The sequence below is a fragment of the Flavobacterium sp. KBS0721 genome (assembly GCF_002007065.3).
In the GTDB taxonomy this organism is placed as follows: Bacteria; Bacteroidota; Bacteroidia; order Flavobacteriales; family Flavobacteriaceae; genus Flavobacterium; species Flavobacterium piscis.
This window is the reverse complement of the sequence record NZ_CP042170.1, coordinates 2,640,678-2,667,466: the sequence shown is the minus strand read 5'-3', so window position 1 is coordinate 2,667,466 and position 26,789 is coordinate 2,640,678. Positions and strand designations below refer to the sequence as shown.

Genomic DNA, 26,789 nt, shown 5'->3' with positions numbered 1-26,789 from the left:
ATATAATTATTGTTTGATAATTTTTCCTGTTTTATGCAAACCATCCGCATCAAAAGTATAAAAATAGAGTCCGCTTTTTAATGATTCTACAGAAAGAATTGAATTTTGACTGGTCATTTCTTTTTCAATTACTTTCTGCCCTAAAACCGAATAAATTGAAACCGAACCTGTATTGTTTTCAAACAAAAATGAAACTGTAGTTTTTGCCGGATTAGGAAATACAGAAAAAGAAGATAACGAAGATTGAAAATTTTCTACGCCCAAAGTCAACCCAAAATTGGGAATTCCGTAACCGTAATTATTATTTGGAGCAGCATATCGGTCTGAGGACTGCAGGACCATTTGCCTGATTTCCTTATTGGTTTTGGACGGAAAAGCCTGCCACAAACAAGCAATCATTCCTGCCATAATTGGGCAAGAAAATGAAGTGCCGTTTACCGTTGTGATATTTCCTGCAGTATCAGAGATCACAGCAGCAGTTCCCTGCGCCATAACATCAGGTTTAATTCTTAAATCATAACTTGGTCCAATAGAACTAAAGGACGACTTTGTTTTTGAAGCCGTAACAGCACCAACCGTAATCACAGAAACAGCATCTGCCGGTGCACCAATGTGAGGTTCTGCTGTATTTCCTTCATTTCCTGCCGAAGCCACTACGACAATTCCTTTACTAAAAGCAATTTCGGCACCACGCGAAATAAAATTTGTCGTACCATTCATATCGCTATACGTATGACTATAATTGGCATTATCAAAACCAAAATACCCCAAAGAAGTCGTAATAATATCAACTCCCAAACGATCTGCTTCTTCTGCCGCTTCGACCCAATACGATTCTTCTACAGGATTTTCTGTAGGATCGTATTCGGTAATAAATAAATAATAAGATGCATCAGGAGCAGTACCTACTAATGCATTTTCTTTATAACCTCCCATTGTTGAAAGTACCATTGTCCCATGGTCATCGCCAGTATAGAAATCATTGTTTCTATTCACAAAATCATAACCGCCCAAAATTTGATGATTATCAATAAGCTTTTTAAAAGGCTGGGCAGTATTTACTCCCGGAAAACCAGCATCCAGAACGGCTATTATTTTTCCTGAACCAGTATAATTTTGTTGATGCAAAACCTGACCGTTAAGCATTTGAATCTGATTTGCTGAAGATCCATAACTATATTCGATTGTTGCTTTGAGTTTTTCTTTAGATTGAAAAACCTGATTTTCTGAAACTTTTTTAGAAGTTGTATTCAGGTTTTTATTTGCAAAAACGACTTTATCTACAAATGATAATGCTTTTAATGATAAGATATTATTTTGAGTTCCGCGAATATGAAGCGCATTCAACCATTTCGATTGTGCCATTACAGTTATTCCTAAACTTAATTTGACCTGATTGATATAGGTTACTTCTAAAGGAATGTCGGTAAGATTTAAAGCAATATTCTGAGCGGTTCTTCTATCTAATGCGCGCTGTGTAAGCATGGTTAACGGATTATCTAAATACGTTTGTGCATTTGGTTTATCCTTAAAATAAACCCAAGCATCTTCTTGCGAAAAGATCACAGAAGAAACCATCAATAAAAGAAACGTAAAATAATACTTCATAGTCTACTTTTTTAAAAGGCAAAACCTTTGTAAAAAAGTATAAAGCTATGAAATTACTCCCGAACCAACTAATTCATTATCGAAATACCAAGCCGCAAACTGACCTTCAGTAATTGCTGATTGTGGCTCTTCAAACTCAACATACATTCCGTCTTCAAATTGGTGTAAGGTTGCTTTTTGCAAAGGCTGGCGGTAACGAATTCTCGCCATTACTTCCATAGTTTCACCAACTTGCAAAGCCAAATCAGTACGAATCCAGTGCACTTCAGATTTTTCTATAAACAACGCTTTTTTAAACAATCCAGGATGCTGACTTGTTAAACCTGTATAAATGGTATTGGTTTCAACGTCTGTAGCGATGATAAACAACGGATCTGTTGTTCCGCCTACATTCAAACCTTTACGTTGTCCCACTGTAAAATAATGCGCACCTTGATGTTTGCCCACTACTTTACCCATTGTTGGCAGATAATCACGTTTTTTAGCTTCTAATTTCAGTTCTTCCTGCAATGATAATTCAGCAGGTTTTTCGATAGCGTAAATTGGATCGTTTTTATCGATCTGAACAATTTTACCTTCTTTCGGCTGCAATTTTTGTTGCAGGAATTCCGGTAAACGAACTTTCCCAATAAAACATAATCCTTGCGAATCTTTCTTTTCGGCTGTTACCAAATCCATTTCGGCAGCGATTTCGCGTACTTCAGGTTTTGTTAAAGCACCAATTGGGAATAAAGATTTTGCCAGCTGATCTTGTGACAACTGACATAAAAAATACGATTGATCTTTGTTGTTATCAGCACCGGCAATCAATTGATAAACGGGTTTTCCATCTACTTCGATTTCATTTTTTTGACAATAATGACCTGTTGCTACGTAATCAGCACCAAGACTTAAAGCAATTTTCATGAATACATCAAATTTAATTTCGCGGTTACAAAGTACATCAGGATTTGGAGTTCTTCCTTTTTCGTATTCGTTGAACATATAGTCAACGATTTTTTCTTTGTATTCTTCGCTTAAATCGACAGTTTGAAACGGTATTCCGAGTTTTTCAGCTACTAATAAAGCATCATTACTATCTTCTAACCAAGGACATTCATTAGAAATAGTAACCGAATCATCGTGCCAGTTTTTCATAAAAAGGCCAATAACTTCGTATCCTTGTTGCTGCAATAAATAAGCAGCGACACTCGAATCTACTCCACCGGAAAGTCCAACAACTACACGTTTCATTCTAAATCGTTTATATTTTTACAAGGGTGCAAAGATAAGTCCTATTTTTGATAATTGGGGTAGTTTTCATTAGTTTATATAATGGCGTGGTAGATAAAATTGATTGCTTTTTTTAATTACTTTTAATGATCAATAAAAATGTCATGCACAAATACATTTGTAGTTTTATTTTTCTGCTTATCATAACTTCTTTAAATGCACAAAGATACAGCGCCACTTTGTCTAATTACGAAGCCTACAAGGCATTTAGAGGTAAACCGTTATCAGACAAATTTTCGAATATCGAATCGGTAAAAATTGTTTACGATTTAAAAAAACAAAAAATGTATTATTTCGATAGTACCCTAATTCCGCTGCATTATGATTTTGTTACCAACTACTTAAATGACGGTCAGGATCTTGAAATTTTTAATAATGAAAATTATAGTGACACCGATAAAAACAGGAATTATTTGTTAGGAAATCTAAATCATATCAAAGGAACCGATAAATGGATTTTCGAATTAGCAGCTTCAGATCATATGCCAATTGCCCTGATTGAGCGCTTTTACCATTTAATTGTACAATCGACTTTTATAGGTTCTAATTTGAAATTCTATTTGAATAATCCAGAAAAAATGGAATGGTTTCAACAGAATAAATTTAAAATCCCTTGTGTAAAATCAGATTTTATTTTTAATGAAATAAAGTATCAGGAAGTGGTTTCCGGAAGCAATGTCGGAATACTGAAACAATATAAACTCAAGGATCTTGAAACTACAAAACCAAATTCTGACGAAATTATAATTGTAGACGGAACGCCAGATATTTTACCTAATGTAAGAGGAATAATTGTTAATGAACTTCAGACACCGTTAAGCCACCTGGTGCTTTTGGGTAAAAACCGAAAAATTCCGATCATGGCTTATACAAATGCTCTTAAAGATAATAACCTTAAAAGTTTACTGGGTAAAAAAGTGGAACTAAAAATTGAAATCGATACTTTTTACGTTAAAGAAACCAATAAAAAAATAATCCAAAAAGCCAATACAAAAAAGAAAAAACTCATTATTGACACCACTGTAACTTCGATAGTAGATCTCAGTAAAATACCTAAAAACGGAATTAATTATATTGGTTTAAAAGCGCAAAACTTAGCGTATTTAATTGCAATTTCTAAAAATATTCAATTCAAAACGCCGGAAAACGCTCATGCAATTCCCTTTTATTTTTATATAAAGCACGTTCAAAGTAAATCTATTTCCTCTTTGATTAATGAACTTTTAGCAAACACACATAAAGATTCTGCAGTTTGGGTAAAGCAACAATTAAAAAAGATCAGGGATGCGATAAAAAAAGAACCTATTAACCCTCAATTAATTGCAAAGCTAGATGAGACTTTTAAAAATGCTTCCTTCAAAAACTTCCGATTCCGTTCGTCAACCAATGCCGAAGATTTAGATGATTTTAATGGAGCAGGATTATACGACTCAAAAACCGGGATTGTAGGCGATAGCGTGAAAACCTTCGAAAAAGCGATTAAACAAGTCTGGGCGAGTGTATGGAATGAAGGATCTTATGGAGAAAGAGAACTTTTTGGTATCGACCAAAGAAATATCGCCATGGGAGTTTTAGTGCATCGTTCTTTTCCGGATGAACTCGCAAATGGCGTAATAATTACCAAAAATATGTTTCGTAAAAACTTTCCAGGTATTACGGTCAACATTCAAAAAGGAGAAAACTCAGTTGTAAAACCAGAAAAAGGAGAAGTCTGCGAACAATTTGTTGCCTATCATTTTAATATGGGAACTGATGACGATGATTTTGATATTGATTATACTTCGAATTCTAATTTAAACAACAACGAGCCTTTATTGAGCCGTAAAGAAATGAGCCGGCTTTTTCTTGTAAGCCAAAAAATTGAAGCTAAGATGTATCGCTACTGGAGAAAAAACAGATATCATCCGGTTGATATCGAATTTAAAATTGTGGGCGAAAACAGGGATTTATACATCAAGCAAGTCAGGCCATTTAATGAATAATCAATAATAAACTAAAAGATCAATTTCATTCGAAACGGTATTGATCAGTGTAATTTTAAAATCAAAATCTTCTACGTTTATTTTTTGCTGAATCGATTTTCGAATGTTCTGATTGTTTAATGAAAAATCTCCTTCTAAAGGAATTTTCACATCGACTACATTCAGATATTTAGAGATTTTTTTACTGACCAAAATGGAAGCGGCAATATAAAATCCAATAATAATCAACTGAAAAAACAATAACACTTCAATCTTTTCGTACGGATACATGATATCTAAAATCGAGAGTGTTATCGTGGCAAAAAGAAAAATGATGGCGTTTACAGTAAAAGATTGGGTTCTAAATCTTAATATAGAGAAAATCGCAAATAACCCAAATCCTATCCCCACTCCTATTTCGATTTTCGTAAACAAATAACAAAGCGAAAAAGTACAAAGACCAACAATAACCATCAATGGATTTATAGTTTCGTTATCTTTTCTGTTAGAGAAAAAATACAAAATGAGAATTGAGAAAAACAATAAAAGAAATCTTCCTGAAAGTTCACTTAAATCCATTGAATCAAAGTATTAGTGATTCAAATTTAAACAATTAGAAAAAATAAGCCACGAATTCACGAATTTATTTTAAAACAAAAATTCGGGAATTCGTGGCTAAAAAAACCTTAAATAGGAAGATCTTTTATTATTGTGTTTTAGGTTTAGAATCTACCTGATAACTACTTTTCGGATCGCTCATATTGACTTCTTTGGTTAATTTACCTTTTAAGTAAAACTGCCACATGTTTGCTTTTTTTCCGTTTACGAATTTTCCTTTTGAAGCGACAACCCCATCTGCGTCGTAAAAAACAGCATCACCATTGTATTCATTATTTTTATAGGTACTTTGCTCCAAAAGAGTTCCGTTTTGACCGTATTTTTTATAGATTCCTTCTTTAGATCCGTTTACGTAATTTATTTCTTCTGCAATTTTTGAGTTGGGATAATAGACACTTCTTAAACCTTCTAACTTGCCGTTCTTATATTTTTCAAGTGTCATCAGTACTTTCGAAGCTTTGTGATAATATTTCCATTCGCCTTCACGAGCCTTTCCTACTTCTTTTCCTTCACTTACTATATTTTTATTCTGGTCATAAAAAATAGTATACGAACTTCCGTCATTTGCTGTAAAATCACGAGTTGCAATAACATCTCCTTTTTTAGTATCATCAAAAAATTTAAAAATGCCTGTTTCTTTTCCGTGATTAAAAGTTCCTTCATAACGAGGACGTTTAGAGACTTCGTACGTTCCTTTCCAAACACCGTCTTTTTTTCCGTTCGCGTCTGTTTTATTAAAGTCCTGCGCTGATACTAAAACAGCATTTAAGAAAAGTAATGCAATTATTATTTTTTTATAAATCATTGTATTTTATTTTAAACTTTAACGAAATTCACTTTAATAAAGTATGTTTCAAAAATAAAAAAATCCCGACGAATCGAGATTTTTTTTATAAATAACTTATTATTTTTTATTCTGTTTTTTTGCAGCTTCCTGTTGCTCCATCACTTCCTGAAGACGTTGCTGAAACTTGCTTTGCTTTTTAGGCTCTTTTAATTTGTTCTCCTGAATCTGAGCGTGAATTTTATCTGTATCAACAATATAGTTTTTAATGACAAACATAATTCCGATTGTAATTAAGTTCGAAATAAAGTTATACAAACTCAAACCAGCACCGTAACTATTGAAGAAAATTAACATCATCAATGGTGAAACATAAATCATGATTTTCATCATTTTAGCCATATCCGGCATACCTTCTTGCTGAGGCGCTGCCATTTGCTGATCTCCAGAAGTCATTTTCATATAGAAGAAAATCGCAATTGCTGCCAAAATTGGAAACAAACTGATATGATCTCCGTATAAAGGAATGTGGAATGGTAGTTTTACAACAGCATCAAATGATGATAAATCGTCTGCCCAAAGGAAACTTTTTTGTCTTAACTCAAAAGCCGACGGGAAGAACTGGAATGATGCATACATAAACGGAAGCTGAATCAATGCCGGAATACATCCTGCCATTGGGTTTACCCCTGCTTTGTTGTACAACTTCATTGTTTCCTGTTGCTTCTTCATTGGGTCTTTTTTGAATTTTTCTCCCAATTCTGTAATCTCCGGACGTAAAACTTTCATTTTAGCCTGAGACAGGAAAGACTTATAAGTAATTGGCGACATCGCAATTTTGATGATAATCGTAAAGATGATAATCGCAATTCCGTAAGGAATAAATGAAGCTAAAAATCCGAACAAAGGAATAAAGATCCATTTGTTGATCCAACCGAAAATCCCCCAACCTAATGGAATAATTTTTTCGAAATTTTTATCGTATGATTTTAAAACTTTATAATCAGCTGGTCCAAAATACCAACTCATTTTATAATCCACTTCTCCGTTAGTAAATGCTAAAGGAACGTTCGTTTTAAATTGTTTCGTAAAAATGGTATCTATTTTTTCATCATTCACCAAATTAGTAGACTCTAATTTAGCTTTTTCAAATGCTTTTTCAGTTAAAAGAATAGAAGTAAAAAAGTGTTGTTTATAAGCTATAAAACTAACTTTATCAACAGAATCTTCTTCATGCTTTCCTAAACCTGCATAATTGATTTTATGATCTCCGTGCTCATAATAAATTTCAGCATAACGGTTTTCATAAGAAATACTTTTTTCGTTTCTATATGTTTTTAAATCCCATTGTAAATCTAATGGTTTAGAAGAATTTAAAACTTTATTCAATCCTTGAGAACGAATATCAAAACCAACTAAATATTCATTTGATTTTAATACATATTTATATTCTAAAAATTCGTTAGCACCCGCTTTCAAACGCATAGTCAATATTTGATCTGTACCGCTTTTAGTCAGTGTTGGCTCAAAATATAAATCTTTAGAGTTTAAAGTTCTGTTATCAGTTGTTTGTAACTGGATATTTAAATTAGAATTATTGTCTTTGATTAATTCTACTAATTGTCCTGAATTTTTCTCAAACCTTTTGAATTCTTTCAAAGTTGCTTCAACGATGTAACCACCTTTGTTCGCAATTTTTAGTTTTATCTTATCGTTTTCGATAGTTGTAAAACCTTCTTTTGCAGAAGGAAGTGTAGCTGAATAAGCAAAACCACCTAACGTTTTTTGCAATTGTGCCAGCTGAACTGTATCTCCGGGAGTCGCAGCAACAACCGGTACAACAGCAGTTTTAGTTTTATCGGCTTTAGCTTGTGCTTCTTGTTTGGCAACTAATTCTTTCTTGGCTTTTTCAGCAGCAATTTCCTTATCAGAAGGTTGGTTTTGGTACATAATCCAAACCAAAATTCCAAATATCAATACAAAACCAATGATTGAATTAAGATCAAATTTTTTTTCTTCCATTATAATTTAAAAAAGGTTATTCGTTACAGCGTATTAGTAATGAGTTGACCTCAAAGTTACACTCTTTAGAATATTAATTATTATTTTTTATGCGCATTTACCGCAGCAGCCACAAAATTTACAAAAATTGGATGTGGGTTTGCAACAGTACTTTTGTATTCAGGATGGTATTGTACGCCAATGAAAAACGGATGATTTTCAAGTTCTACAATTTCTACCAAACCTGTGTCCGGATTCACTCCTGAAGCAATTAATCCTGCTTTTTGCAATTCATCCTTATATTTATTATTATATTCATAACGGTGACGGTGACGTTCTGAAATAGTCTTTTGTCCGTATATTTTATGTGCTAAAGTATTTGGTTTAATATCACATTTCCAGGCGCCAAGACGCATTGTTCCGCCTTTATCAGTAACTGTTTTTTGCTCTTCCATTAAATTCACCACCGGATGTTTGGTTTTTTCATTCATCTCAGTAGAATTGGCATCAGCATAACCTAAAATATTTCTTGAATATTCGATAACTGACATTTGCATTCCCAAACAAATTCCGAAAAACGGAATATTATTTTCACGTGCAAAACGAACTGCTTCGATTTTTCCTTCAATACCTCTTTCTCCAAAACCAGGTGCTACTAAAACTCCGTCAAGAGGTCCTAGTTTCTCTTCAACATTATCACTATTAATGTGTTCTGAATGAATAGAAATTACGTTTACTTTGGTTTCGTTTGAAGCTCCTGCATGAATAAACGCCTCTAAAATAGATTTGTAACAATCCTGCATTTCTACATATTTCCCAATCAAACCAATATTTACGGTATGTTTTGGATTTTTTAATCTGCGTAAAAAAGTATTCCAGTTTTTCAAATCCGGAGCCGCTTTTTTAGGTAAATCTAATTTCTTTAAAGCCACAACATCTAATCCTTCTTCAAGCATTAAATTTGGAACTTCATATATTGTTGAAGCGTCAATAGACTGAATTACGGCTTCTCTTTTTACGTTGCAAAACAACGCTAATTTATTACGCAATTCATCAGAAAGCTCATGCTCAGTTCTACAAACTAGGATATCAGCTTTGATTCCGCTTTCCATCAATGTTTTTACAGAGTGCTGTGTAGGTTTTGTTTTCAACTCACCTGCAGCAGCCAAATAAGGAACTAAAGTTAAATGAATAACAATTCCGTTATTTTCTCCTAATTCCCAAACCAACTGACGAACAGACTCTATATAAGGTAATGATTCAATATCACCTACAGTTCCGCCAATTTCAGTAATTACAATATCATAATCGCCGGATTTACCCAACAATTGCATTCTGTCTTTGATTTCGTTTGTAATATGAGGCACAACCTGAACCGTTTTTCCTAAAAATTCTCCTCTTCTTTCTTTTTCAATAACCGAAAGATATACTCTTCCTGTAGTAACGTTATTTGCCTGAGAAGTAGGAACATTCAGGAAACGCTCGTAGTGACCTAAATCTAAATCTGTTTCTGCACCATCATCTGTTACATAACATTCTCCATGTTCGTATGGATTCAAAGTACCCGGATCCACATTAATATATGGATCGAATTTTTGAATAGTTGTACGATATCCTCTTCCTTGTAACAATTTTGCTAAAGATGCCGCGATAATCCCTTTTCCTAATGAAGAAGTCACACCGCCTGTAACAAAAATATATTTTGTTTGATTCATTCTGTTGTTGTTTGTATGTAGTTGTGTAAAAAACTTGGCAAAAGTACAAATTTAATTAGATATTTTGACAATTAGAGAATGAGATAATTTGCAAAATTTTAATTAGAACTATTAGATGATTTCGTAATCGATAATTTTAACTTTTAATTGGATGTTTTTTTGAATATTACCCTGTTAATTTTAAGTTTTCAGATTACGACAAGATTATAAAATGAAAAAACAAATAGTACAGCACTCAACAAAATATCACAAATTATTATTCTTTTAAAATTAGAAAGGCGTACTATCTTATTGATAAATAAGCGCATAATTAATTGAATTAGAAAAAACAAAAAAATCTTTATACTGTACGGATTATAAACAATTGCCTCACTAAAGTTTAATCTTAAAATTTGAGCAAAAGCCCTTGTTAAACCACGGCTTTTACAATAGGCTAAAGGCATTCCTTCGCAAGTCGAGCGGAAACCAAAGTTTAAAAATGGCATTATAAAGCAATAAAAAAAGATAAACATGATGATTACAATAAAAATCACGTTTATCTTTTTATAAGAATCAATTTCGTAAGAAGATTTTATTTCCACAAAAGAGATGTATTATTTTGTTTCTTCTACCTTTATAGTATCAGTGGTTATTTCTATATCATTTAGGGAATCTTGTATTTTTACAGACTCGATAGTGGCAGAATCTATGGCATTAGTAATTTCATCTTTATGAGACATTACAGCAGATCCTATAGAACCTACTACAACTAGCACCCATATAACAACAAAAACTGTTGCTGCACACCCTAAAATCAAACCTGCTAGTGGCATTGTAGTTGAAGCTTGTTCTCTTTTTGCCTGAGACAGACCAATTGCTCCAAAAACTATGGCAAGTACTCCAAAAATTACGGCAATAAAACCAAAGCAAGGAATAAATGCTGCAATAAGACCTACGATTCCCAGCACTAAGGCTGCAATACCCATGCCCTGACCTGCATTTGACGGTTGTTTATAATCTTCCATATAGTGTTTTATGTTAATTGTTACAAAAATAGAAAAACACTTATGTGAACAACGAACAATACTTCAAAGTTATTAACAAATAAATTAAAAAGGGATTTCTTATTATTTTTAATAATCATACCCTTTTTTACTAATCCCAAAATGACAAGGCTCCAATAATAAGACCATAAACTAATACGAGAATTATTGAGAACAACAGTGCAACGATTCCCAAAATCAAACTTATTTTAGCTAGCAAAGTTGGACAATTTGCATTTGTTGCCCTAAATAAACCAACTGCTGCAAAAATTATGGTTAGAAGTGAAGTAACTAGCGCCACCACATTTATACAAGGAATGAAAGCTACTATAATAGAAATTATTCCTAAAACTAAAGCTGCAATACTAAAATTTTCACCTGAGTTTGAGGTTTTAAAACTGTTTTCCATTTAGTTCTTCATGTTAATTTTTACAAAAAAAGAAAAACACTCATGGGAGCAATAGAGAATAATTGAAAGTTAATAACAAAAAAATCAACAGGGATCTCCTGTTTAAAAAAGATTGGAACATTAGGTATAAAAACTGACTATAAAACTTGGTATGAAGAAATTTTTGGCATAAAAAAAATATTATAATTTTAAAACATCGACTTGTACACATTTACAAATTCAGTCGTGAATTCTGTGGTGTCAATTTGTTTTTAAAAATTATAATATTTTTTATGTATTCAAATATTATAATTTCAAAATATTGACTTGTACACATTCGCAAATTCAGTCTTGAATTCTGTAGTATCAATTAGTTTTTAAAAATTGTAATATTTTTATATACCAAACTTAAATAAAAAAATCGAAATAGCAAAAGATTTTTCTTACTATTTTATTTTAAAAGCTTGGGATACTGTTTTTTAATGTTCCGAATCAGTTCCTCAAGACCATTAAGTTTCAATTCATAAACAAGCGCCAGTTGTTGCCCCAACTCACCGTTAGGAAAGCCTTTATTATGATACCAAACCACATAATATTCGGGTAAATCGATTAAAAATCGTCCTTCGTATTTCCCGAAAGGCATTTTGGTATGGGCTAATTTTATGAGAAGTTTTTTGTCTGGTTCCATATTTTTAAGAAGAAAGAAGCAAGAAAATAGAATATAGATTTATTCTTTTCTTGCTTCTTGTTGTGGTGCAAAGCTATTCTAATTTTTTATTTTTTTTGCCACAGATTAAAGGATTTTAATGATTTTCTCCATGACCCGAGCGATGATAAAAAAATCGCCACGAATTCACGAATTAGTTTTAAATATAATTCGTGAATTCGTGGCGAATATTTTAAAAAGGCTTAAAAGGCTTAGAATCTTAGAACCTCAGCAACTCAGAATCTTAATAGTGCCATCTCACGAAAGCTTCCATCGCTGCGTACGTTGCCAAACCTAATTCCTGGTACAAAGCAGCAGTTTCTGCATTTCTGTCTTCGGCTCTTTGCCAGAATTCGCGGGCATCAGTTCCCTGAAAAACAACACCATCTTTTTGCGATTGGTGTTTAAAGATTCCGTGACGTTTTGCCAAAACCTGATCAGGGCTCATTGGTACAGCCATTTCGACTTCGTCAATTCCCCATTCCTGCCAAGCTCCACGGTACAACCATAACCAGCAATCATCCATGAACGATTTTGATTTAAGTGCTTTTACCGCTTCAAAAATAGCATCCAAACAAACTTTATGCGTTCCGTGTGGATCTGCTAAATCTCCTGCAGCATATATTTGATGTGGTTTGATTTTTTCGATTAAATCCATTGTCAACTGAATATCCTCTTGTCCGATTGGTTTTTTCTCGATTGTTCCGGTTTCATAAAAAGGCAATTCCATAAAATGAATCTGATCATCTGTTAAACCTACAAAATGACTTGTTGCTCTCGCCTCACCTTTTCTAATTAATCCTTTGATGTAACGAACTTCCGGAATATCTATTTCACTGTTCTTTTTATTCTCAAGGAAAGTTTGGGCTTTTTTGTAAATGTCATCTGCTTCAGGACTTTTTATCCCAAATTTTTCATTATAATCAATTACGAATCTTGCAAAACGCAACGCTTCATCATCCGCTACAGCGATATTTCCCGAAGTTTGATACGCAACGTGCACTTCATGTCCCTGATCTTGCAAACGCATAAAAGTCCCTCCCATACTAATGATATCATCATCAGGATGCGGACTAAAAATCAATACACGTTTTTTGGCTGGTTCTGCTCTTTCAGGACGGTTAGAATCGTCTGCATTTGGTTTTCCGCCTGGCCAGCCTGTAATTGTATTTTGTAATTTATTAAAAATCTTAATATTGATGTCGTATGCAGGACCGGAATCAGCCAATAAATCACTCATTCCGTGTTCGATATAATCAGCATCTGTCAACATTAAAATTGGTTTTTTAAGCTGAAGTGCCAAACCTAAAACTGCTTTACGAGTCAGTTTATCTGTCCATTCTACTTTTTCTACCAACCAAGGTTTATTGATTCTGGTAAGTTTTGAAGAAGCTTCTTTATCTAAAATAAAAACGGCATTGTTGTGCTCCTGCAAAAATGAAGCGGGTACTCTATTCGTAACTTCATCTTCTACAGATCTTTTTACCACATTTGCTTTTCCTTCCCCCCAGGCCAATAAGATCACTCTTTTAGCTTCCATGATTTTTTTTACTCCAAGAGTAATAGCAGTTCTTGGTGTATGGCTCAAACCAAAGAAATCTTTACTTGCAGCTACTCTTGTAATATGATCTAAAGCGACCAAACGGGTTTTAGAGTTTTGTAACGAACCTGATTCATTAAAACCTATATGTCCGTTACCACCAATTCCCAGAATCTGAAGATCAATTCCGCCAAGAGCTTCAATTTTAGCTTCGTATTCGTGGCAATAATCTGCGATTTGTTCTTTTGTTAAAAGTCCGTCCGGAACATGAGCGTTTTCAGGTAAAATATCAACGTGATCAAACAGTAATTCTTTCATAAAACGAACGTAACTATTGATTGAGTTTGGTTCCATTGGATAATATTCATCCAAGTTAAAACTGATTACGTTTTTAAAACTCAAACCTTCCTCTTTATGCAAGCGAACCAATTCAGCGTACAATCCTTTAGGAGAAGATCCTGTTGCAAGTCCTAAAATACAAGGCTGATTTTCTTTTTGTTTGGATTGAATTAAAGCTGCGATTTCCTGCGCTACTGCTTTTGATGCTTCGCCTGAATTTTCGAAAACAATTGTATTGATGTTTTCAAATCGTTTCTCGAATCCTGTCGCTTTGTCTGTTTTACTTTTTAACATGATATAGTTTTTTTTTAATTCCTCTCGTTACATTTTCCAACTTCGATATTTATGTCCTTTTATAGCGTAAAAAAGGATCATTAAATAAGATGGCAACAACATTAAATAAGCAATCTGATTTCCGCTTTTCGAAATTTCCACGGTTCCGTTTGCGATATTTGATGCGTTTATATTTTCTGTGATCAATCCGTATAACAAAGGAAAAATGGCTCCTCCTATAATACCCATGATCAAAATTGCACTTCCAATTTTAGTATAGCCTCCCAAATCTTCCAGCGCCATTGGCCAGATTGCAGGCCAGCACAATGCATTTGCCAACCCCAGTAATGCTACTAAAAGTATCACCACCGGTAAATTTGGAATTCCGGGTAACTGAAACATTATTTTTGGCGAAATAAAAACGATTGCCAAAACTAAAATTACGCCTAAAACTCCGGATGCCTTTAGCGCCGTGACTTGCGACAGATATTTAGGTATTAATGTTATTCCTAATATATATCCCACAACCATTGCCGACATTGTGAAAGAAGTTAACTTTAAATAAAAATTCCCTTCTTTTCCGTAAACTCCTAATTCTTTTCCGAAACCTCCTATAGAGTCTCCGGCCAAAACTTCGGCAGATAAATAGAGCATTAACGTAATTACTCCTAAAACCAATTGAGGGCGTTTGAACGCATTTCTCATTTGTTTAAAAATACTCAAATGTGTCACATTTCCTTCTTCATCCAAATCAATTTCAGGAAGCGGCGATAACTTCACTAAAAGTGCCAAAACCATTATAATCAATCCCATATAAAGGTAAGGTCTTTGTAATTGCAATGCAAGAGAATTTAGAGCATTTGATTTTGAAACCGAATCCAACAATGCTATTTTATCTGCTGTAAACTCCTGCATATTAGACAAAACCAAAGCTGTTAATATCAGCGGAGCTACGAATCCTGCCATTTTATTTGCAATTCCCAAAACACTAATTCTCGCTGCTGCACTTTCTCTTGGACCAATAACCACCACGTACGGATTTGATGCTGTCTGCAAAATGGCCAAACCGGTTCCCATTACAAATAATGCAATTAAAAACAATACAAAAGTTCGGCTTTCGGCAGCGGGATAAAACATAAATGCGCCCGCAGCAATGATCAATAATCCTAACGAAATACCATTTTTATACCCTACTTTTTCGATTACCCATGATGACGGAATTGCCATTAAAAAATAAGCGATGTAAAAAGCAAAAGTTACAAAATAGGCCTGAGAAGAGGTTAACTCACAAGCCAATTGAAAAAATGGTATTAACGGACCGTTGAGCCAGGTAACAAAACCGAGAATAAAAAATAAAGCGGTTAAAATGACCATTGGAATAATAGTACTCCGTTTTTCTATTTGTATTGCACTTTCAATGTTTGACATATTTTTTTGGTTGATTATTAATAGATTAGTTCTTATTTCTACCTAAAATACCATCAACACTTTTGCAAATATATCGCAATTAAACACAGTTTGTTGCATTTTTTTTGCAAATTTAAAGCAAAAGTACTCCAATAAGTTGTACTTACTGGTAAATTAGATATCAATTTTTTGTTAATTTTTTCTAGGCTTGCCAGTCCAAAACAGGATAATGTTGCTTTAAATATGCTTTGACATCGGCGATATCTTCTTTGGCGGTTAAGTCCGGAACGTGCTCTGAAAACGGAATTCCCAAAGTGGTATTTGGATGTTCTTTTACCGAATTTAAAAGTACGGTTGGCAGCTCTTTTTCATCTCTTTCGGGATGAACGGGACAATTTTTAAGATGAGTATATAATGTACTTCCGTTGAATTTAAAAGCATTCATACTCACTCTTATTTTTCCTTCAACATCTTTATAATCCGCTAAAATATTGGCAGAAGGTTTTTCAAGAATGTCTAATAATTGATTGTTGTGATCTAATTTAGCAATGGCAAAACGCGAAATTCTTTCAGACGGAAATTCTAATGCATCACGATCGTAAGCGATAAAAGCATTAGGACTGGTTGTTTCTCTAAGTGCTAATAAGGCTTTCGCCGAATATAAATTGTCACTATTACAAACCGAATATTGTTGCGTATTTAATTCCGGAAATTGTTCAACCGCCTGAAACAAAGCATCTGCCGTACCAAAAGGTTTTAATCTTCCGTCAGGAATATATTGTACGGCAAAGGAAATATTGAGTCCGTGAAAATCATTATTTAGATTTTGGCTTCCGTAAAATTCCTTAAACAACTCCCCTTGTTCTCCTATAATAATGTAGATATTTTTATATCCCGCTTTTTTGGCATTCAATAAAAGATAATCCAGTAAAGGTCTTCCGCTTGCGCCAACGCCAATTAAACCTTTACTTCTTTCGTTTGCCTGAGCGATTTCTTCTGCTGATAAATTATCGAGAACGGATTCTTTTTTCATTCGGGATGATGCTCCACCTGCCAGAATAACTAAATTGTTGTGCATATTTATTTTTTAAATTTCAATATTTTCTATAATTCTCACACCCGGATCTACAGCAACTGCATAAGCTTCCTCTGCACCGGCTTTTAAAATAGCTTCGATTACGGCAGCTTCTTTTTCAGGATTTGCAATTACAACAATGCTTCCGCCACCGCCGGAGCCTACAATTTTAGCTCCGTATGCTCCTGCACGCAAAGCTGCATTGATCATATCGTCGATTCTTGGTACTGTAATTTTCAATAAATCACGCAAAACTTCGTGATGCTGATTCATTAATGCACCAATTTTTTTGAGATCTAAAACTGGCTTTTCGAATTCTTTTAAAGCTTCTTTGGTATAATGGAAATTTTTTAGCGCAGCTTCGAAAAAGGGAATCAATCGATCCGGTAAACAATTTCTGTAGCGATCTATATCTTCTATTTCAGAAGTATTCAAATCAAAATCAGAGAAATTTTGTTTTACAATGCCAATAGACATTAAAGCGTTTCCTTTTATTTCGCCAATCAATCCAATCGTTTCTTTGGGAACACCCGAAACTCCTGTTATTAAACCTTTAAGATCTGATCTGATTACTTTAAACGAGAAAGGTTCTTTTGTATTAATGTACACCACATTCCCTACCCCAATGCTAAAATGATCCATCATTCCGCCTGGTTCTCCGTGTTCTAAAACTTCAGATTCATATCCAACTTTGGCTATAAATTCAGGAGTGACTTCATGATCAACTCCAAAAGCATCAATCAAAAAACGAATCCAGGCCATCAATAAAGCCGATGAACTCGATGTTCCTGAATTTATAGGAATATCTCCTGTAATGGTAATGGTGTAACCTACATTGGGTACACAACCATATCGCCGCAAAACGCGTAACGAAGAGGCAAAATAATCGCGAGGCTCTAAGGTATCGAAAGTAGCATCGATATCAATGACCCTGATTTCGCCAATATCGATCATGTTCAGCACAAACGTATTGGTGTTATTTTGTTCAGCGGTTAGTTTTATATTTCGATCGATTGCACAGGCTATAACCGGCAATCCTAAATAATCCTGATGATCCCCAAAGAGGCACGTTCGGCCGGGAGCTAATGAAGTAATTTTTTTCACTTATAAATTTTATAATAAAACATTGCAATACAAATAATTACAACATTAATAGGTTAAGAATTTACACTGTTTTTTTGGTTTTGATTCTACGAAACTATAGATTATATTTTTATAAACCAAGAAAAAAACTAAAAATGTGCTCGAACACACTAAATTAATGTTCTCGAGCACACTTATTAATTCGAACAATATTTTTTTAAATAATTAAACCAAAGTTTCTATATTTGCTTATATGGATAAAAAGTACACTATTAAGGATATAGCAAAAATGGCAGGAGTTTCTAAAGGAACTGTAGATCGTGTTTTGCATAACAGAGGAAAAGTTTCTCCTACGGCGCTGGATAAAATTAATGAAGTCTTGAACGTCATTAATTATGAGCCTAACTTAATTGCCCGTAATTTAAAAAACACCAAAGTTTACCGTATTTGCGTTTTGCTTCCGGATCCGGAAATAGATCCGTATTGGCTGCCGTGCGTAAACGGAATTCAGGAAGCCAAAACTGAGTTTAAAGCGTACGGTGTTGTTATAGAAACCCATTACTTTAATCCTGAAAGTAAAAAATCGTTTTTAAATACGCATGAAACGATTCTTAAACAATCGCCAGATGCTGTTTTAATTGCTCCTTTATTTCATAAGGAAACGCTTGAAATCGTAAAACAATACGATGAACTGGAAATAATAGTAAACACTTTTAATAACCAAATTGAAAGCGAATCTATTAAGAGTTTTGTGGGGCAGGATTTACATAAAAGTGGTCGTGTCGCCGCCAGTTTAATAAATTTGATTTTAACTGAAGGGCAAATTGCGATTGTTCATATAGATGAAAGCGTAAAAAATGCGGTTCACATGCAGGAAAAAGAAAAGGGTTTCAGACATTATTTCGACGAAAAGAAAATTGCCGATTTTTCTTTAACTACTTTAAAATTAAAACATCCTAATGTCGAAAGTAAATTTTCGGCCTTTTTGGAAGAAAATCCAAACCTGAAGGGAATTTTTATCACAACTTCTAAAGCATATCAGATTGCTTCGATTTTAGCTCCTTTAAAAAATAAAAAAATTGCCATTATTGGTTACGATTTAGTCGAAAAGAATGTCAACTTCCTGAATCAGGGATTGGTGCATTTTTTAATTCATCAAAATCAAAAAAGACAAGCTTATTTAGGTGTTAGTACTTTGGTAGAGCATTTTTTGTTCCGCAAAGATATCCCGGAAACGATCTTGTTGCCTATTGATATTATTAATGTAGAGAATGCTTCTTTTTACGTATCGTAAATTGCCACGAAGACACAAGGACACAAAGTTTTTTTATATAGTTTCTCATTTTTTGTCATTTCGACCGAAGGGAGAAATCACAAGAGAAATTCCGCATGAATATTGCTAAACTTTGTCGATTTACTTGTGTGATTTCTCCCTTCGGTCGAAATGACAAACCAGCGACAAACTAACTTTAAAAATAAAGCTTTTTAACTTGGTGCCTTTGCGCCTTAGTGGCTAAAAACAAACTTCCCAAACGAAGAAGCGATATGAAAATTAGGCGTTTCAGTATTTGGGTTTACCCACGAAATCCAGGTGGCATCGTATTGCAGATTTTCGACCAGAGAGAATTTTGCCCTGAAAACTCCGACTTCAATTGTATTGTTATGAATTAAATTTAAATCTTTTAGGGATTGAATACTAATGCTGCCTTCAACAATAAATGAAATTTCATCCTTTGCCGTTTTTACTTTTATATCCTTTTTAGGCCATTTCCAGTTAAAATCAAAATTCTTTTGAGGAAGTGCTTTAAAATCCATTATTCGGCCTGATGTATCCATTTCAAGGCAATAATAAGGATTTAAGGATTCATTGGTTCTAAAAAATAGTTCTACCCGATCTGAGTTTCCTATACTCAGGAAACTATTGTCTTTTTGATCGATATAAATATCGGTATCAAAAACCCTAAAACTAAAATAGAAATTTTCGAGATCATGAAGCGCCCTAAATTCAATTTTCGAAAAGGAACCACTTTTCCAGGGAGAACAAAAATCAGTTAAACAATTTGCTTTTTCCCATAATGAAGAAGTCAAAATAGCTTCATCATTTTTTTGTTTTTTATCGATTAAAACTACCTGATATTCTTTTAAAATTTCGTGCATATTTTTTGGAAAAATTTATTTAATGAAAACAAAATCCTAACGCATTTTAATCATTTCAAAGGACAGAAAATCGCCTTAAAAAATCTTCTTATAAAAACGCTAATATAAGTCAAACTTTTATTTAAAACCTAATTGCTGTTTTTTATTGCTTTTTTATTTAAAAAGTAAAAAATAAGAAAAAACGGATCAAATTAAAACCTTTAAAAGTTTGATTTATTATTAAACAAATTAATTGATGATTGCGATATTCTTAGAAATACAAACAACTTGTTTTTATTCCTTAAAAATAAAATATCATAGTTGCGAATACGCCTAAAATAAAGCGATGTGCTTTTTGTGCTTTTTTTTAGAATAATCGCATCATTTTATATTAAAAAAAACGTATCGCACAATTTTATGTGCTCGAGAACACTTTTTTTGTGTGTTCGAGCACATTTTTTGTGTTTTTTCTTGGTTAATAAAAATATAATCTATAGTTTCGTCGAAGAATAAAAAAATAATATGGCTTTTTTTACCTTTTTTCACCGCTTTTAAGGTCTTTTTTATTACACCAAAAAAGCGAAAAAATGAGTGATGAAATTTTAAAAAAATCGAAAAAAATAACTAAACAAAAACACATTCATTAACCAAAACCAAACAAAGAGTATGAAAAAAGTATTCTCAAAAAAACCTGGAAACTTAAGGTTGTATACTGTACTTGAAAAAAGTTTAAAAGCAACATTACTTTCGTTGTTGTCTTTAAGTTTTCAAGTTACCAATGCAGCACCTTCAAAAGAAATTCCGGTAAACAAAACCAATTTACTGGCATTTCAAAAAATAACGAAGGGTAAGGTTGTCGATGAAAAAGGAATTCCGATTCCTGGAGTAAATGTGATCATAAAAGGAACATCAAAAGGAGTGCAAACGGATATGGATGGAAGTTTTGCCATTGATGTACCCAATGCCAATACAATTTTAGTTTTTTCATTTTTAGGAATGCAGGATCAGGAAGTTGCGGCAGGAAACGGTTCTATTAATGTAATAATGAAAGAAGCCGGTGAGCAAATGGACGAGGTGGTAGTGGTAGGATATGCTAAGGTTAAAAAAGAGAGTTTAACCGGATCGCTGCAAACTTTAGACAATAAAAAAATTGTAGATGTAACGACTCCTTCTGTAGAAAATATGCTGGCAGGAAAAGCTACGGGAGTTTATGTAAATACTGGTGGCGGACAGCCGGGAGCAGTAGGAAAAATAATCATTCGAGGCAGAACAACCGTTAACGGAAGTACAGATCCTTTATGGGTAATTGACGGAGTTATTGTGGGGAATAGTTCGGCAAACATGAATCCATCTGATATCGAAACGTTAACGGTTCTTAAAGATGCTGCTTCTACAGCGGTTTATGGTTCACAGGGTGCCAATGGTGTTATTGTGGTTACTACAAAAAGCGGAAAAGCGGGTAAATCTAAAATTAGTTTTTCTGCTAAAACAGCTTTAACTACGATCAATAATGGAAATTTTAAAATCATGAACGGATCGCAATTGTATGATTTGTACGATTCGTTTGCCAACAAACAAGATTTTGAAAATGTTTGGTGGTGGAAACCGGAATTGAGAAACCAAAATTTTGACTGGTGGAATAATGGTACACAAACCGGACTTGCAGAGGATTACAATCTATCCATAAGTGGTGGCGGAGATAACTTTAAAAGCTACGTTTCTATTGGTCTTTATGACGAAACGGGTGCTATAAGAGGTTACGAATACAAAAAATATAACGGTTTGATGAAATTTGAGTACAAACCAAATAGCTGGTTTACACTGAGACCACAAGTAAATTTAACCAGAGAAACAACAGATGACCAACAACATTCTGTTGGTGCGCTTTACGGAAACATGCCTTGGGATAGTCCGTATTTGGAAGATGGATCTTTGGCAGGAAACGCGCCAAACCCAACCTGGGTAAATACAACCGGATCTAACTATTTATATGATTTACAATGGAATTATGGTGAATCTGAATCTTATACGGTTAGGGCAAATCTTGATTTTGATATTAAATTTAACAGCTGGCTAACATATTCTTCTGTAAACAATTACATTTTTGGTAATTATAATTCAACTTATTATTCAGATCCAAGATCTTCTGCGGGAGAAGCGGTAAAAGGCCGAATCGAAGATTACTTTTCTACTTATAACAGAATCTACACGAACCAATTATTAAAATTTAATAAATCATTCGGAAAACATGACTTTAATGCTCTTGCAGGTTATGAATGGAACGAATACAACTCTAAAACAAGTACTGGCGTAGCAACAGGAATCCCTCCAGGAATTATAGTTACAGATGCTGCTGCGGTGCCTGAAAAAGTGGGCGGTAACAGATCGCAATGGGCTGTGCAGTCTTTGTTATCGAATGTGAATTATTCGTATGACAATCGTTATTTAGCACAACTTTCTTTTCGTCGCGACGGGGCTTCTAACTTTGGAGCAAATGCACAATATGGTAACTTTTTCTCTGTAAGTGGTGGTTGGAACATTCATAACGAAGCCTTTTTTCATGCCGATTATATCAATAATCTTAAGCTAAGAGCAAGTTATGGTTCGGTAGGAAATCGTCCTAACAGTTTGTACCCTCACCTTCCTTTGTATTCTTTCTCTCAAAGTTATAATGAAAATCCCGGAGCATTGGTTTCGCAATTGGCCAATCCGGATTTAAGCTGGGAAAAAACATATACTGGCGGCGTAGGTGTTGATGTTAGTTTCTTTAACCGAGTAAATATTACATTGGATTATTATAATAAAAATACTTCAGATTTATTATACAGAGTACCATTGCCTGGAGTAATTGGTGTTACAAGTATCTGGAGAAACGTAGGAGCTGTAAATAATAGAGGTTTTGAAGCATCTTTAAATGTTGATATTATTAAAAATGAAAATTTACACTGGTCTGTAGATGCTAACATTGGTACTAATAAAAATAAAGTAACGAGTCTTTACGGAAGCAAGCAGGAAATTATTGTTGGAGATGGTAGTGGTATTGCAGGATCTGCATCAAAATTATTAACTCCCGGAAAAGATGTTGATAGCTGGTATTTAACAGAATGGGCTGGTGTTGATCCTGAAAACGGAAAACCACAATGGTTTACGACAAATGCTGCAGGAGAACGTGTAAAAACTTCTAACTATGGTGATGCTTCTAAACACCAAAAAGTAATTGGTGCTTATACTCCTGACTTTTTTGGAGGATTTTCTACGAGTGTAAATTACAAGAACTTTGATTTTGCTGCCATTTTTAGTTATTCTGTAGGAGGTGAAATTTATAATTATGCAAGAGCAGAATTCGATTCTGATGGTGCGTATACCGATAGAAACCAAATGAACCTTCATAGTGGATGGAGCCGTTGGGAAAAACCGGGCGATATTGCAACGCATCCGCAAGCACTTTACAATAATCCCAGTAACTCTAACAAAGCATCATCACGTTTCTTAGAAACCGGAACTTACCTAAAAATGAGAAGCATCACTTTAGGTTATAATGTACCTATCGAACGTTTGCATATCGCAAATTTAAGATTGTATATCGCCGGTGAAAACTTATTTACGATTACTCATTATTCCGGAGTTGATCCTGAAATACCTCCTACAAATGGCGCTATTACTGGTGTTGCGACACAGGTATATCCTCAAACGCGCAAAATTGTATTAGGACTTAACTTAACTCTTTAAAAACAAAATCATGAAAAAGATATTTATATTATGTATGGCAATTAGTTTCCTGTCCTCATGTGATTTAGACAGAGAGCCATTTGATTCCTATACAAAAGACAAAATTGAACAAGATAAAGAAGCTTCGATCGAAGTTTTACTAAACGGATGTTACGCACAATTAAAAGGATGGTCTGATGTTATGCACAGGGTTGGAGAATATCCGGGTGACAATATCATGATTAGAGGTACCTCTACAGATGCTTTTTATTCTTTTATCTCCTATCAGCATATTCCGGACAACGGTCGTTTATCTGTTTTTTGGAACAATAGTTACAAAATTATTTCGCAATCAAGTGATTTAATGAAAATGATTGCCGAAGGAGAAAGCGCCGCTATGGATCAGCAATTAGGTGAAGCTTACTATTTAAGAGGTATGATTTATTTTTATTTGTGTCGTACTTACGGAAGACCTTATTCTCAATCACCAGAAACTAATTTAGGAGTGCCAATCGTAAATGGTTTACCGGCAGATTTAAATAATCTTAATCTTCCGGACAGGTCAACAGTAAAAGATACTTATGCACAAGCCATCAGTGATTTGAAAAAAGCTGAAGCTTTAATGACAACTGAAAGAAAAGCGGCTTATGCAACAAAAGAAGCTGCTCAGGCAATGCTTTCAAGAGTTTATTTGTATATGAGCGGAACGTATGAAACACCTAATCAGGAATATGCAACGCTTTCGATAGACTACGCAAATAAAGTAATAGCAAGCGGAAGATATCATTTATTAAGCAGAGACAGCTTCATGAAATTTAATACCTACGCTCCAGATTCTGATGAGCAAACCGAAACGATTTTTGCTGTAAAACAAGTGGCATCAGAATTTTCAGGTTACGATCATTTTTATGGAATTGGCGGAATGTATGCTAATATTCAGGGACAAGGCTGGGGCGAAATGTATGCCAGTGCCAAATATCTTGATTTGCTAAGAAAATCCGGTTTAAAGAAAGATGCGCGTTGGGCTTTTATCGATCCTCAATATACCACAGATGACGCAGGAAACAAAACTCAGGCATTCCGTTTTATTTATGACGTTAAAAATGCTACCGGTACACAGACGGGTTACAACTATATGCAACAACCATTAAAAACAAATCCTAATGGTACATTTTATATCACAATAGGAAATGCTGATTATAACTTAACTGCAGTAAATGCAGCCGAAAATCAATATTCGATTGTATATGAAGGCAAAACGTATACAGGCGAAAAAGATTATATGATGTTGCTGAACCGTGTTTATCCAATGTATTATATCACGAAATGTTCTCTTCAAAACAATGATTCGCACCTGCACTCGCCAACTATTTCAAGATTGGCCGAGATGTATTTGAACATGGCAGAAGCATATGTTAAAAAAGGTGATTATAATAGTGCTTTAACCAACTTAAACATAATTCGAGAAAGATCGATTGTTGGTGGCGGTTATACATCATTAAATAGTACAAATGCCGTACAGCGAGTAGACGAAGAACGTCAGTTAGAGTTAGCGTTTGAAGCACATAGAGGTTATGATGTTTACAGAAACGGACAAACCATGACGCGTCGTTATCCTGGCCCTCACTTGCCAATGACAGACTGGCCAGCTTCAAGTTTGAGAGTGGTTCAATATATTCCGCAATCAGAAATTAATGCCTATCCGGGAACTTTAACTCAAAATCCATAATTATTAGAATTGTTTTGTTTTTGAAGCCTCTCTAATTTGGTAGATTAGAGAGGTAATTTTTAAAAAAATAAACGAACTATCGATACTATGAAAAACTTATTTTACTTATTTTTTGCTTCATTACTTGTATCTTTTTCCTGTACAGACAATAGCGAAAGTACTGAGAAAGATTCTTTAAAAAATCCAAAAACCAGTATCTCGCTTCCGTTGGCGGGAAATGCTTACAGCTCGAAACATTTAGAAAGCAATACTATTACGGATAACGGAATTGAAAACTGGATCAATGCCGAAGAATTTTTTACCGTTTATTTCAGAATTTCGAAAGCCGGAAGTTTTCAGTTAACTGTTGAAGAATCGGTAGAAGTAGTTGGAAAATCAGAATTAGAATTTTCGATTAATAATGAAGCCAAAAAAGTAACATTTGATACTTCAAAAAAAGCGGTAACAATTGGTACCTGGAAAATTAATCAGGAAGGTTATGTTGCCGTTAAGATAAAAGGAATCAGTAAAACAGGAGATCGCTTTCCTGCTATAAATCGTTTAACGATTTCGAGTAATGATTACGATGCAAAAATATCTTATGTCCCAAATAATGAGGGCAACTTTTATCATTGGGGACGCCGCGGACCATCTGTACATTTAAACTATCAGGTTCCTGAAAACATCAATGCAAAATGGTATTATAACGAAGTTACCATTCCTGAAAACGAAGATAAAATTGGTTCTTATTTTATGGCAAATGGTTTTGGAGAAGGTTACTTTGGTATTCAGGTTAATTCGGCTTCAGAAAGAAGAGTTTTATTTTCTGTATGGAGTCCGTTTAGTACTGATGATCCGGCCAGTATTCCTGAATCACATAAAATTAAAATGCTCAAAAAAGGCGAAAATGTTCACACAGGCGAATTTGGAAACGAAGGTTCTGGCGGTCAAAGCTATCTTAAATACAACTGGAAAGCAGGAACTACTTATAAGTTTTTATTACAAGGATTCCCTCAAAACAATAATACAACAACGTATACAGCCTATTTTTACGCACCGGAATTGCAAAAATGGCTATTAATCGCTAGTTTTAATCGTCCCGAAACGAATACCTATTTAAAAAGATTTCATTCGTTCTTAGAAAATTTCATTCCGGAACAAGGCGATTTGTCCCGTAAGGTATTATTCAACAATCAATGGGTTTGTGACGATAAGGGAGTTTGGTCAGAGATCAATTCGGCTCGCTTTACAACAGATAATACCGGAGCAAAAGAATACCGAATGGATTTTGCAGGCGGACTCGACAATACTTCTTTTTATCTAAAAGACGGCGGTTTTTTCAACAATTATACAACACCAAAAACGATCTTTACAAGACCTTTAAACAATAAAAAACCTGAAATAAATTTTGACACATTACCTTAAAAAGACGTTTTAAAAAATAA

At 34.1% G+C, this 26,789-nt stretch carries 20 protein-coding genes; 5 read left to right on the top strand and 15 right to left on the bottom strand.

The features are described from left to right. Positions 1-6: 6 nt before the first annotated feature. Both B0M43_RS11700 and mnmA read right to left on the bottom strand, forming a co-directional pair. The gene (locus B0M43_RS11700; RefSeq protein ID WP_078008217.1) at positions 7-1,608 is read right to left on the bottom strand and encodes a S8 family serine peptidase; all 1,602 of its coding nucleotides are present in this window, start codon (positions 1,606-1,608) and stop codon (positions 7-9) included. Positions 1,609-1,653: 45 nt separating this feature from the next. Next, the gene (gene mnmA, locus B0M43_RS11695; RefSeq protein WP_078008218.1) at positions 1,654-2,841 is read right to left on the bottom strand and encodes a tRNA 2-thiouridine(34) synthase MnmA; all 1,188 of its coding nucleotides are present in this window, start codon (positions 2,839-2,841) and stop codon (positions 1,654-1,656) included. 125 nt (positions 2,842-2,966) lie between these two features. Here mnmA and B0M43_RS11690 point away from each other — a divergent pair, with 125 nt between their 5' ends. Next, positions 2,967-4,862, top strand: a complete 1,896-nt coding sequence (locus B0M43_RS11690; RefSeq protein WP_246860224.1) for a PEP/pyruvate-binding domain-containing protein — start codon at positions 2,967-2,969, stop codon at positions 4,860-4,862. Here the strand turns inward: B0M43_RS11690 and B0M43_RS11685 are convergent, their stop codons facing one another. The 12 genes from B0M43_RS11685 to B0M43_RS11630 all read right to left on the bottom strand — a co-directional run bounded on the left by B0M43_RS11685 (position 4,863) and on the right by B0M43_RS11630 (position 17,813). Continuing rightward, entirely contained in the window at positions 4,863-5,420 is a 558-nt protein-coding gene (locus tag B0M43_RS11685) for a DUF4956 domain-containing protein (protein ID WP_078008219.1), read from the bottom strand. It abuts the gene before it with no gap. 127 nt (positions 5,421-5,547) lie between these two features. Continuing rightward, a complete protein-coding gene (locus B0M43_RS11680) occupies positions 5,548-6,264 on the bottom strand; it encodes a toxin-antitoxin system YwqK family antitoxin (protein ID WP_065447768.1) in 717 nt (238 codons plus the stop codon). A 99-nt stretch (positions 6,265-6,363) separates the two neighbouring features. After that, positions 6,364-8,265 (bottom strand): membrane protein insertase YidC, encoded by a 1,902-nt coding sequence (gene yidC / locus B0M43_RS11675; RefSeq protein WP_078008220.1) that lies wholly within the window; start codon positions 8,263-8,265, stop codon positions 6,364-6,366. Between the two features lie 80 nt (positions 8,266-8,345). Further along, entirely contained in the window at positions 8,346-9,959 is a 1,614-nt protein-coding gene (locus B0M43_RS11670) for a CTP synthase (RefSeq protein WP_078008221.1), read from the bottom strand. Between the two features lie 188 nt (positions 9,960-10,147). After that, on the bottom strand, positions 10,148-10,402 hold the full coding sequence (locus B0M43_RS24820; RefSeq protein WP_168199934.1) for a DUF2752 domain-containing protein: 255 nt from the start codon (positions 10,400-10,402) through the stop codon (positions 10,148-10,150). A gap of 150 nt (positions 10,403-10,552) precedes the next feature. Then, on the bottom strand, positions 10,553-10,963 hold the full coding sequence (locus B0M43_RS11660) for a DUF4190 domain-containing protein (RefSeq protein WP_078008223.1): 411 nt from the start codon (positions 10,961-10,963) through the stop codon (positions 10,553-10,555). A gap of 130 nt (positions 10,964-11,093) precedes the next feature. Beyond that, complete coding sequence (locus B0M43_RS11655) at positions 11,094-11,390, bottom strand: hypothetical protein (protein WP_078008224.1); 297 nt, start codon at positions 11,388-11,390, stop codon at positions 11,094-11,096. A 430-nt stretch (positions 11,391-11,820) separates the two neighbouring features. Beyond that, the gene (locus tag B0M43_RS11650; protein WP_078008225.1) at positions 11,821-12,057 is read right to left on the bottom strand and encodes a DUF3820 family protein; all 237 of its coding nucleotides are present in this window, start codon (positions 12,055-12,057) and stop codon (positions 11,821-11,823) included. 262 nt (positions 12,058-12,319) lie between these two features. Next, positions 12,320-14,248 (bottom strand): glucosamine-6-phosphate deaminase, encoded by a 1,929-nt coding sequence (nagB, locus tag B0M43_RS11645; protein ID WP_078008226.1) that lies wholly within the window; start codon positions 14,246-14,248, stop codon positions 12,320-12,322. Between the two features lie 27 nt (positions 14,249-14,275). Further along, positions 14,276-15,655: a sugar MFS transporter gene (locus B0M43_RS11640; protein ID WP_078008227.1), complete on the bottom strand. Its 1,380-nt coding sequence runs from the start codon at positions 15,653-15,655 to the stop codon at positions 14,276-14,278. A 181-nt stretch (positions 15,656-15,836) separates the two neighbouring features. Then, complete coding sequence (locus B0M43_RS11635; protein ID WP_078008228.1) at positions 15,837-16,712, bottom strand: sugar phosphate nucleotidyltransferase; 876 nt, start codon at positions 16,710-16,712, stop codon at positions 15,837-15,839. A 9-nt stretch (positions 16,713-16,721) separates the two neighbouring features. Next, positions 16,722-17,813, bottom strand: a complete 1,092-nt coding sequence (locus B0M43_RS11630) for a mevalonate kinase (RefSeq protein ID WP_078008229.1) — start codon at positions 17,811-17,813, stop codon at positions 16,722-16,724. Positions 17,814-18,045: 232 nt separating this feature from the next. On the opposite strand from B0M43_RS11630, the gene B0M43_RS11625 reads away from it, so the two are divergent. Further along, entirely contained in the window at positions 18,046-19,086 is a 1,041-nt protein-coding gene (locus tag B0M43_RS11625; RefSeq protein ID WP_078008230.1) for a LacI family DNA-binding transcriptional regulator, read from the top strand. 212 nt (positions 19,087-19,298) lie between these two features. Here B0M43_RS11625 and B0M43_RS11620 read toward each other — a convergent pair whose 3' ends face one another. Next, complete coding sequence (locus tag B0M43_RS11620) at positions 19,299-19,949, bottom strand: sugar-binding protein (RefSeq protein ID WP_078008231.1); 651 nt, start codon at positions 19,947-19,949, stop codon at positions 19,299-19,301. Positions 19,950-20,594: 645 nt separating this feature from the next. On the opposite strand from B0M43_RS11620, the gene B0M43_RS11615 reads away from it, so the two are divergent. The 3 genes from B0M43_RS11615 (at position 20,595) to B0M43_RS11605 (ending at position 26,769) form a co-directional block, all read left to right on the top strand. Continuing rightward, positions 20,595-23,657: a TonB-dependent receptor gene (locus tag B0M43_RS11615; protein WP_078008232.1), complete on the top strand. Its 3,063-nt coding sequence runs from the start codon at positions 20,595-20,597 to the stop codon at positions 23,655-23,657. Between the two features lie 10 nt (positions 23,658-23,667). Next, positions 23,668-25,365, top strand: a complete 1,698-nt coding sequence (locus B0M43_RS11610; RefSeq protein ID WP_078008233.1) for a RagB/SusD family nutrient uptake outer membrane protein — start codon at positions 23,668-23,670, stop codon at positions 25,363-25,365. 87 nt (positions 25,366-25,452) lie between these two features. After that, positions 25,453-26,769: a DUF3472 domain-containing protein gene (locus B0M43_RS11605; RefSeq protein WP_078008234.1), complete on the top strand. Its 1,317-nt coding sequence runs from the start codon at positions 25,453-25,455 to the stop codon at positions 26,767-26,769. Positions 26,770-26,789 lie beyond the last annotated feature (20 nt).

Excerpts from the sequence above, each read along its gene's own strand:
- B0M43_RS24820 (WP_168199934.1), bottom strand. The coding sequence starts at position 10,402 with ATGCCTTTAGCCTATTGTAAAAGCCGTGGTTTAACAAGGGCTTTTGCT.
- mnmA (WP_078008218.1), bottom strand. The coding sequence starts at position 2,841 with ATGAAACGTGTAGTTGTTGGACTTTCCGGTGGAGTAGATTCGAGTGTC.
- yidC (WP_078008220.1), bottom strand. The coding sequence starts at position 8,265 with ATGGAAGAAAAAAAATTTGATCTTAATTCAATCATTGGTTTTGTATTG.
- B0M43_RS11625 (WP_078008230.1), top strand. The coding sequence starts at position 18,046 with ATGGATAAAAAGTACACTATTAAGGATATAGCAAAAATGGCAGGAGTT.
- B0M43_RS11635 (WP_078008228.1), bottom strand. The coding sequence starts at position 16,712 with ATGCACAACAATTTAGTTATTCTGGCAGGTGGAGCATCATCCCGAATG.
- B0M43_RS11620 (WP_078008231.1), bottom strand. The coding sequence starts at position 19,949 with ATGCACGAAATTTTAAAAGAATATCAGGTAGTTTTAATCGATAAAAAA.
- B0M43_RS11655 (WP_078008224.1), bottom strand. The coding sequence starts at position 11,390 with ATGGAAAACAGTTTTAAAACCTCAAACTCAGGTGAAAATTTTAGTATT.
- B0M43_RS11685 (WP_078008219.1), bottom strand. The coding sequence starts at position 5,420 with ATGGATTTAAGTGAACTTTCAGGAAGATTTCTTTTATTGTTTTTCTCA.
- B0M43_RS11615 (WP_078008232.1), top strand. The coding sequence starts at position 20,595 with ATGAAAAAAGTATTCTCAAAAAAACCTGGAAACTTAAGGTTGTATACT.
- B0M43_RS11660 (WP_078008223.1), bottom strand. The coding sequence starts at position 10,963 with ATGGAAGATTATAAACAACCGTCAAATGCAGGTCAGGGCATGGGTATT.
- B0M43_RS11610 (WP_078008233.1), top strand. The coding sequence starts at position 23,668 with ATGAAAAAGATATTTATATTATGTATGGCAATTAGTTTCCTGTCCTCA.
- B0M43_RS11690 (WP_246860224.1), top strand. The coding sequence starts at position 2,967 with ATGATCAATAAAAATGTCATGCACAAATACATTTGTAGTTTTATTTTT.
- B0M43_RS11605 (WP_078008234.1), top strand. The coding sequence starts at position 25,453 with ATGAAAAACTTATTTTACTTATTTTTTGCTTCATTACTTGTATCTTTT.
- B0M43_RS11650 (WP_078008225.1), bottom strand. The coding sequence starts at position 12,057 with ATGGAACCAGACAAAAAACTTCTCATAAAATTAGCCCATACCAAAATG.
- B0M43_RS11640 (WP_078008227.1), bottom strand. The coding sequence starts at position 15,655 with ATGTCAAACATTGAAAGTGCAATACAAATAGAAAAACGGAGTACTATT.
- nagB (WP_078008226.1), bottom strand. The coding sequence starts at position 14,248 with ATGTTAAAAAGTAAAACAGACAAAGCGACAGGATTCGAGAAACGATTT.
- B0M43_RS11700 (WP_078008217.1), bottom strand. The coding sequence starts at position 1,608 with ATGAAGTATTATTTTACGTTTCTTTTATTGATGGTTTCTTCTGTGATC.
- B0M43_RS11670 (WP_078008221.1), bottom strand. The coding sequence starts at position 9,959 with ATGAATCAAACAAAATATATTTTTGTTACAGGCGGTGTGACTTCTTCA.
- B0M43_RS11680 (WP_065447768.1), bottom strand. The coding sequence starts at position 6,264 with ATGATTTATAAAAAAATAATAATTGCATTACTTTTCTTAAATGCTGTT.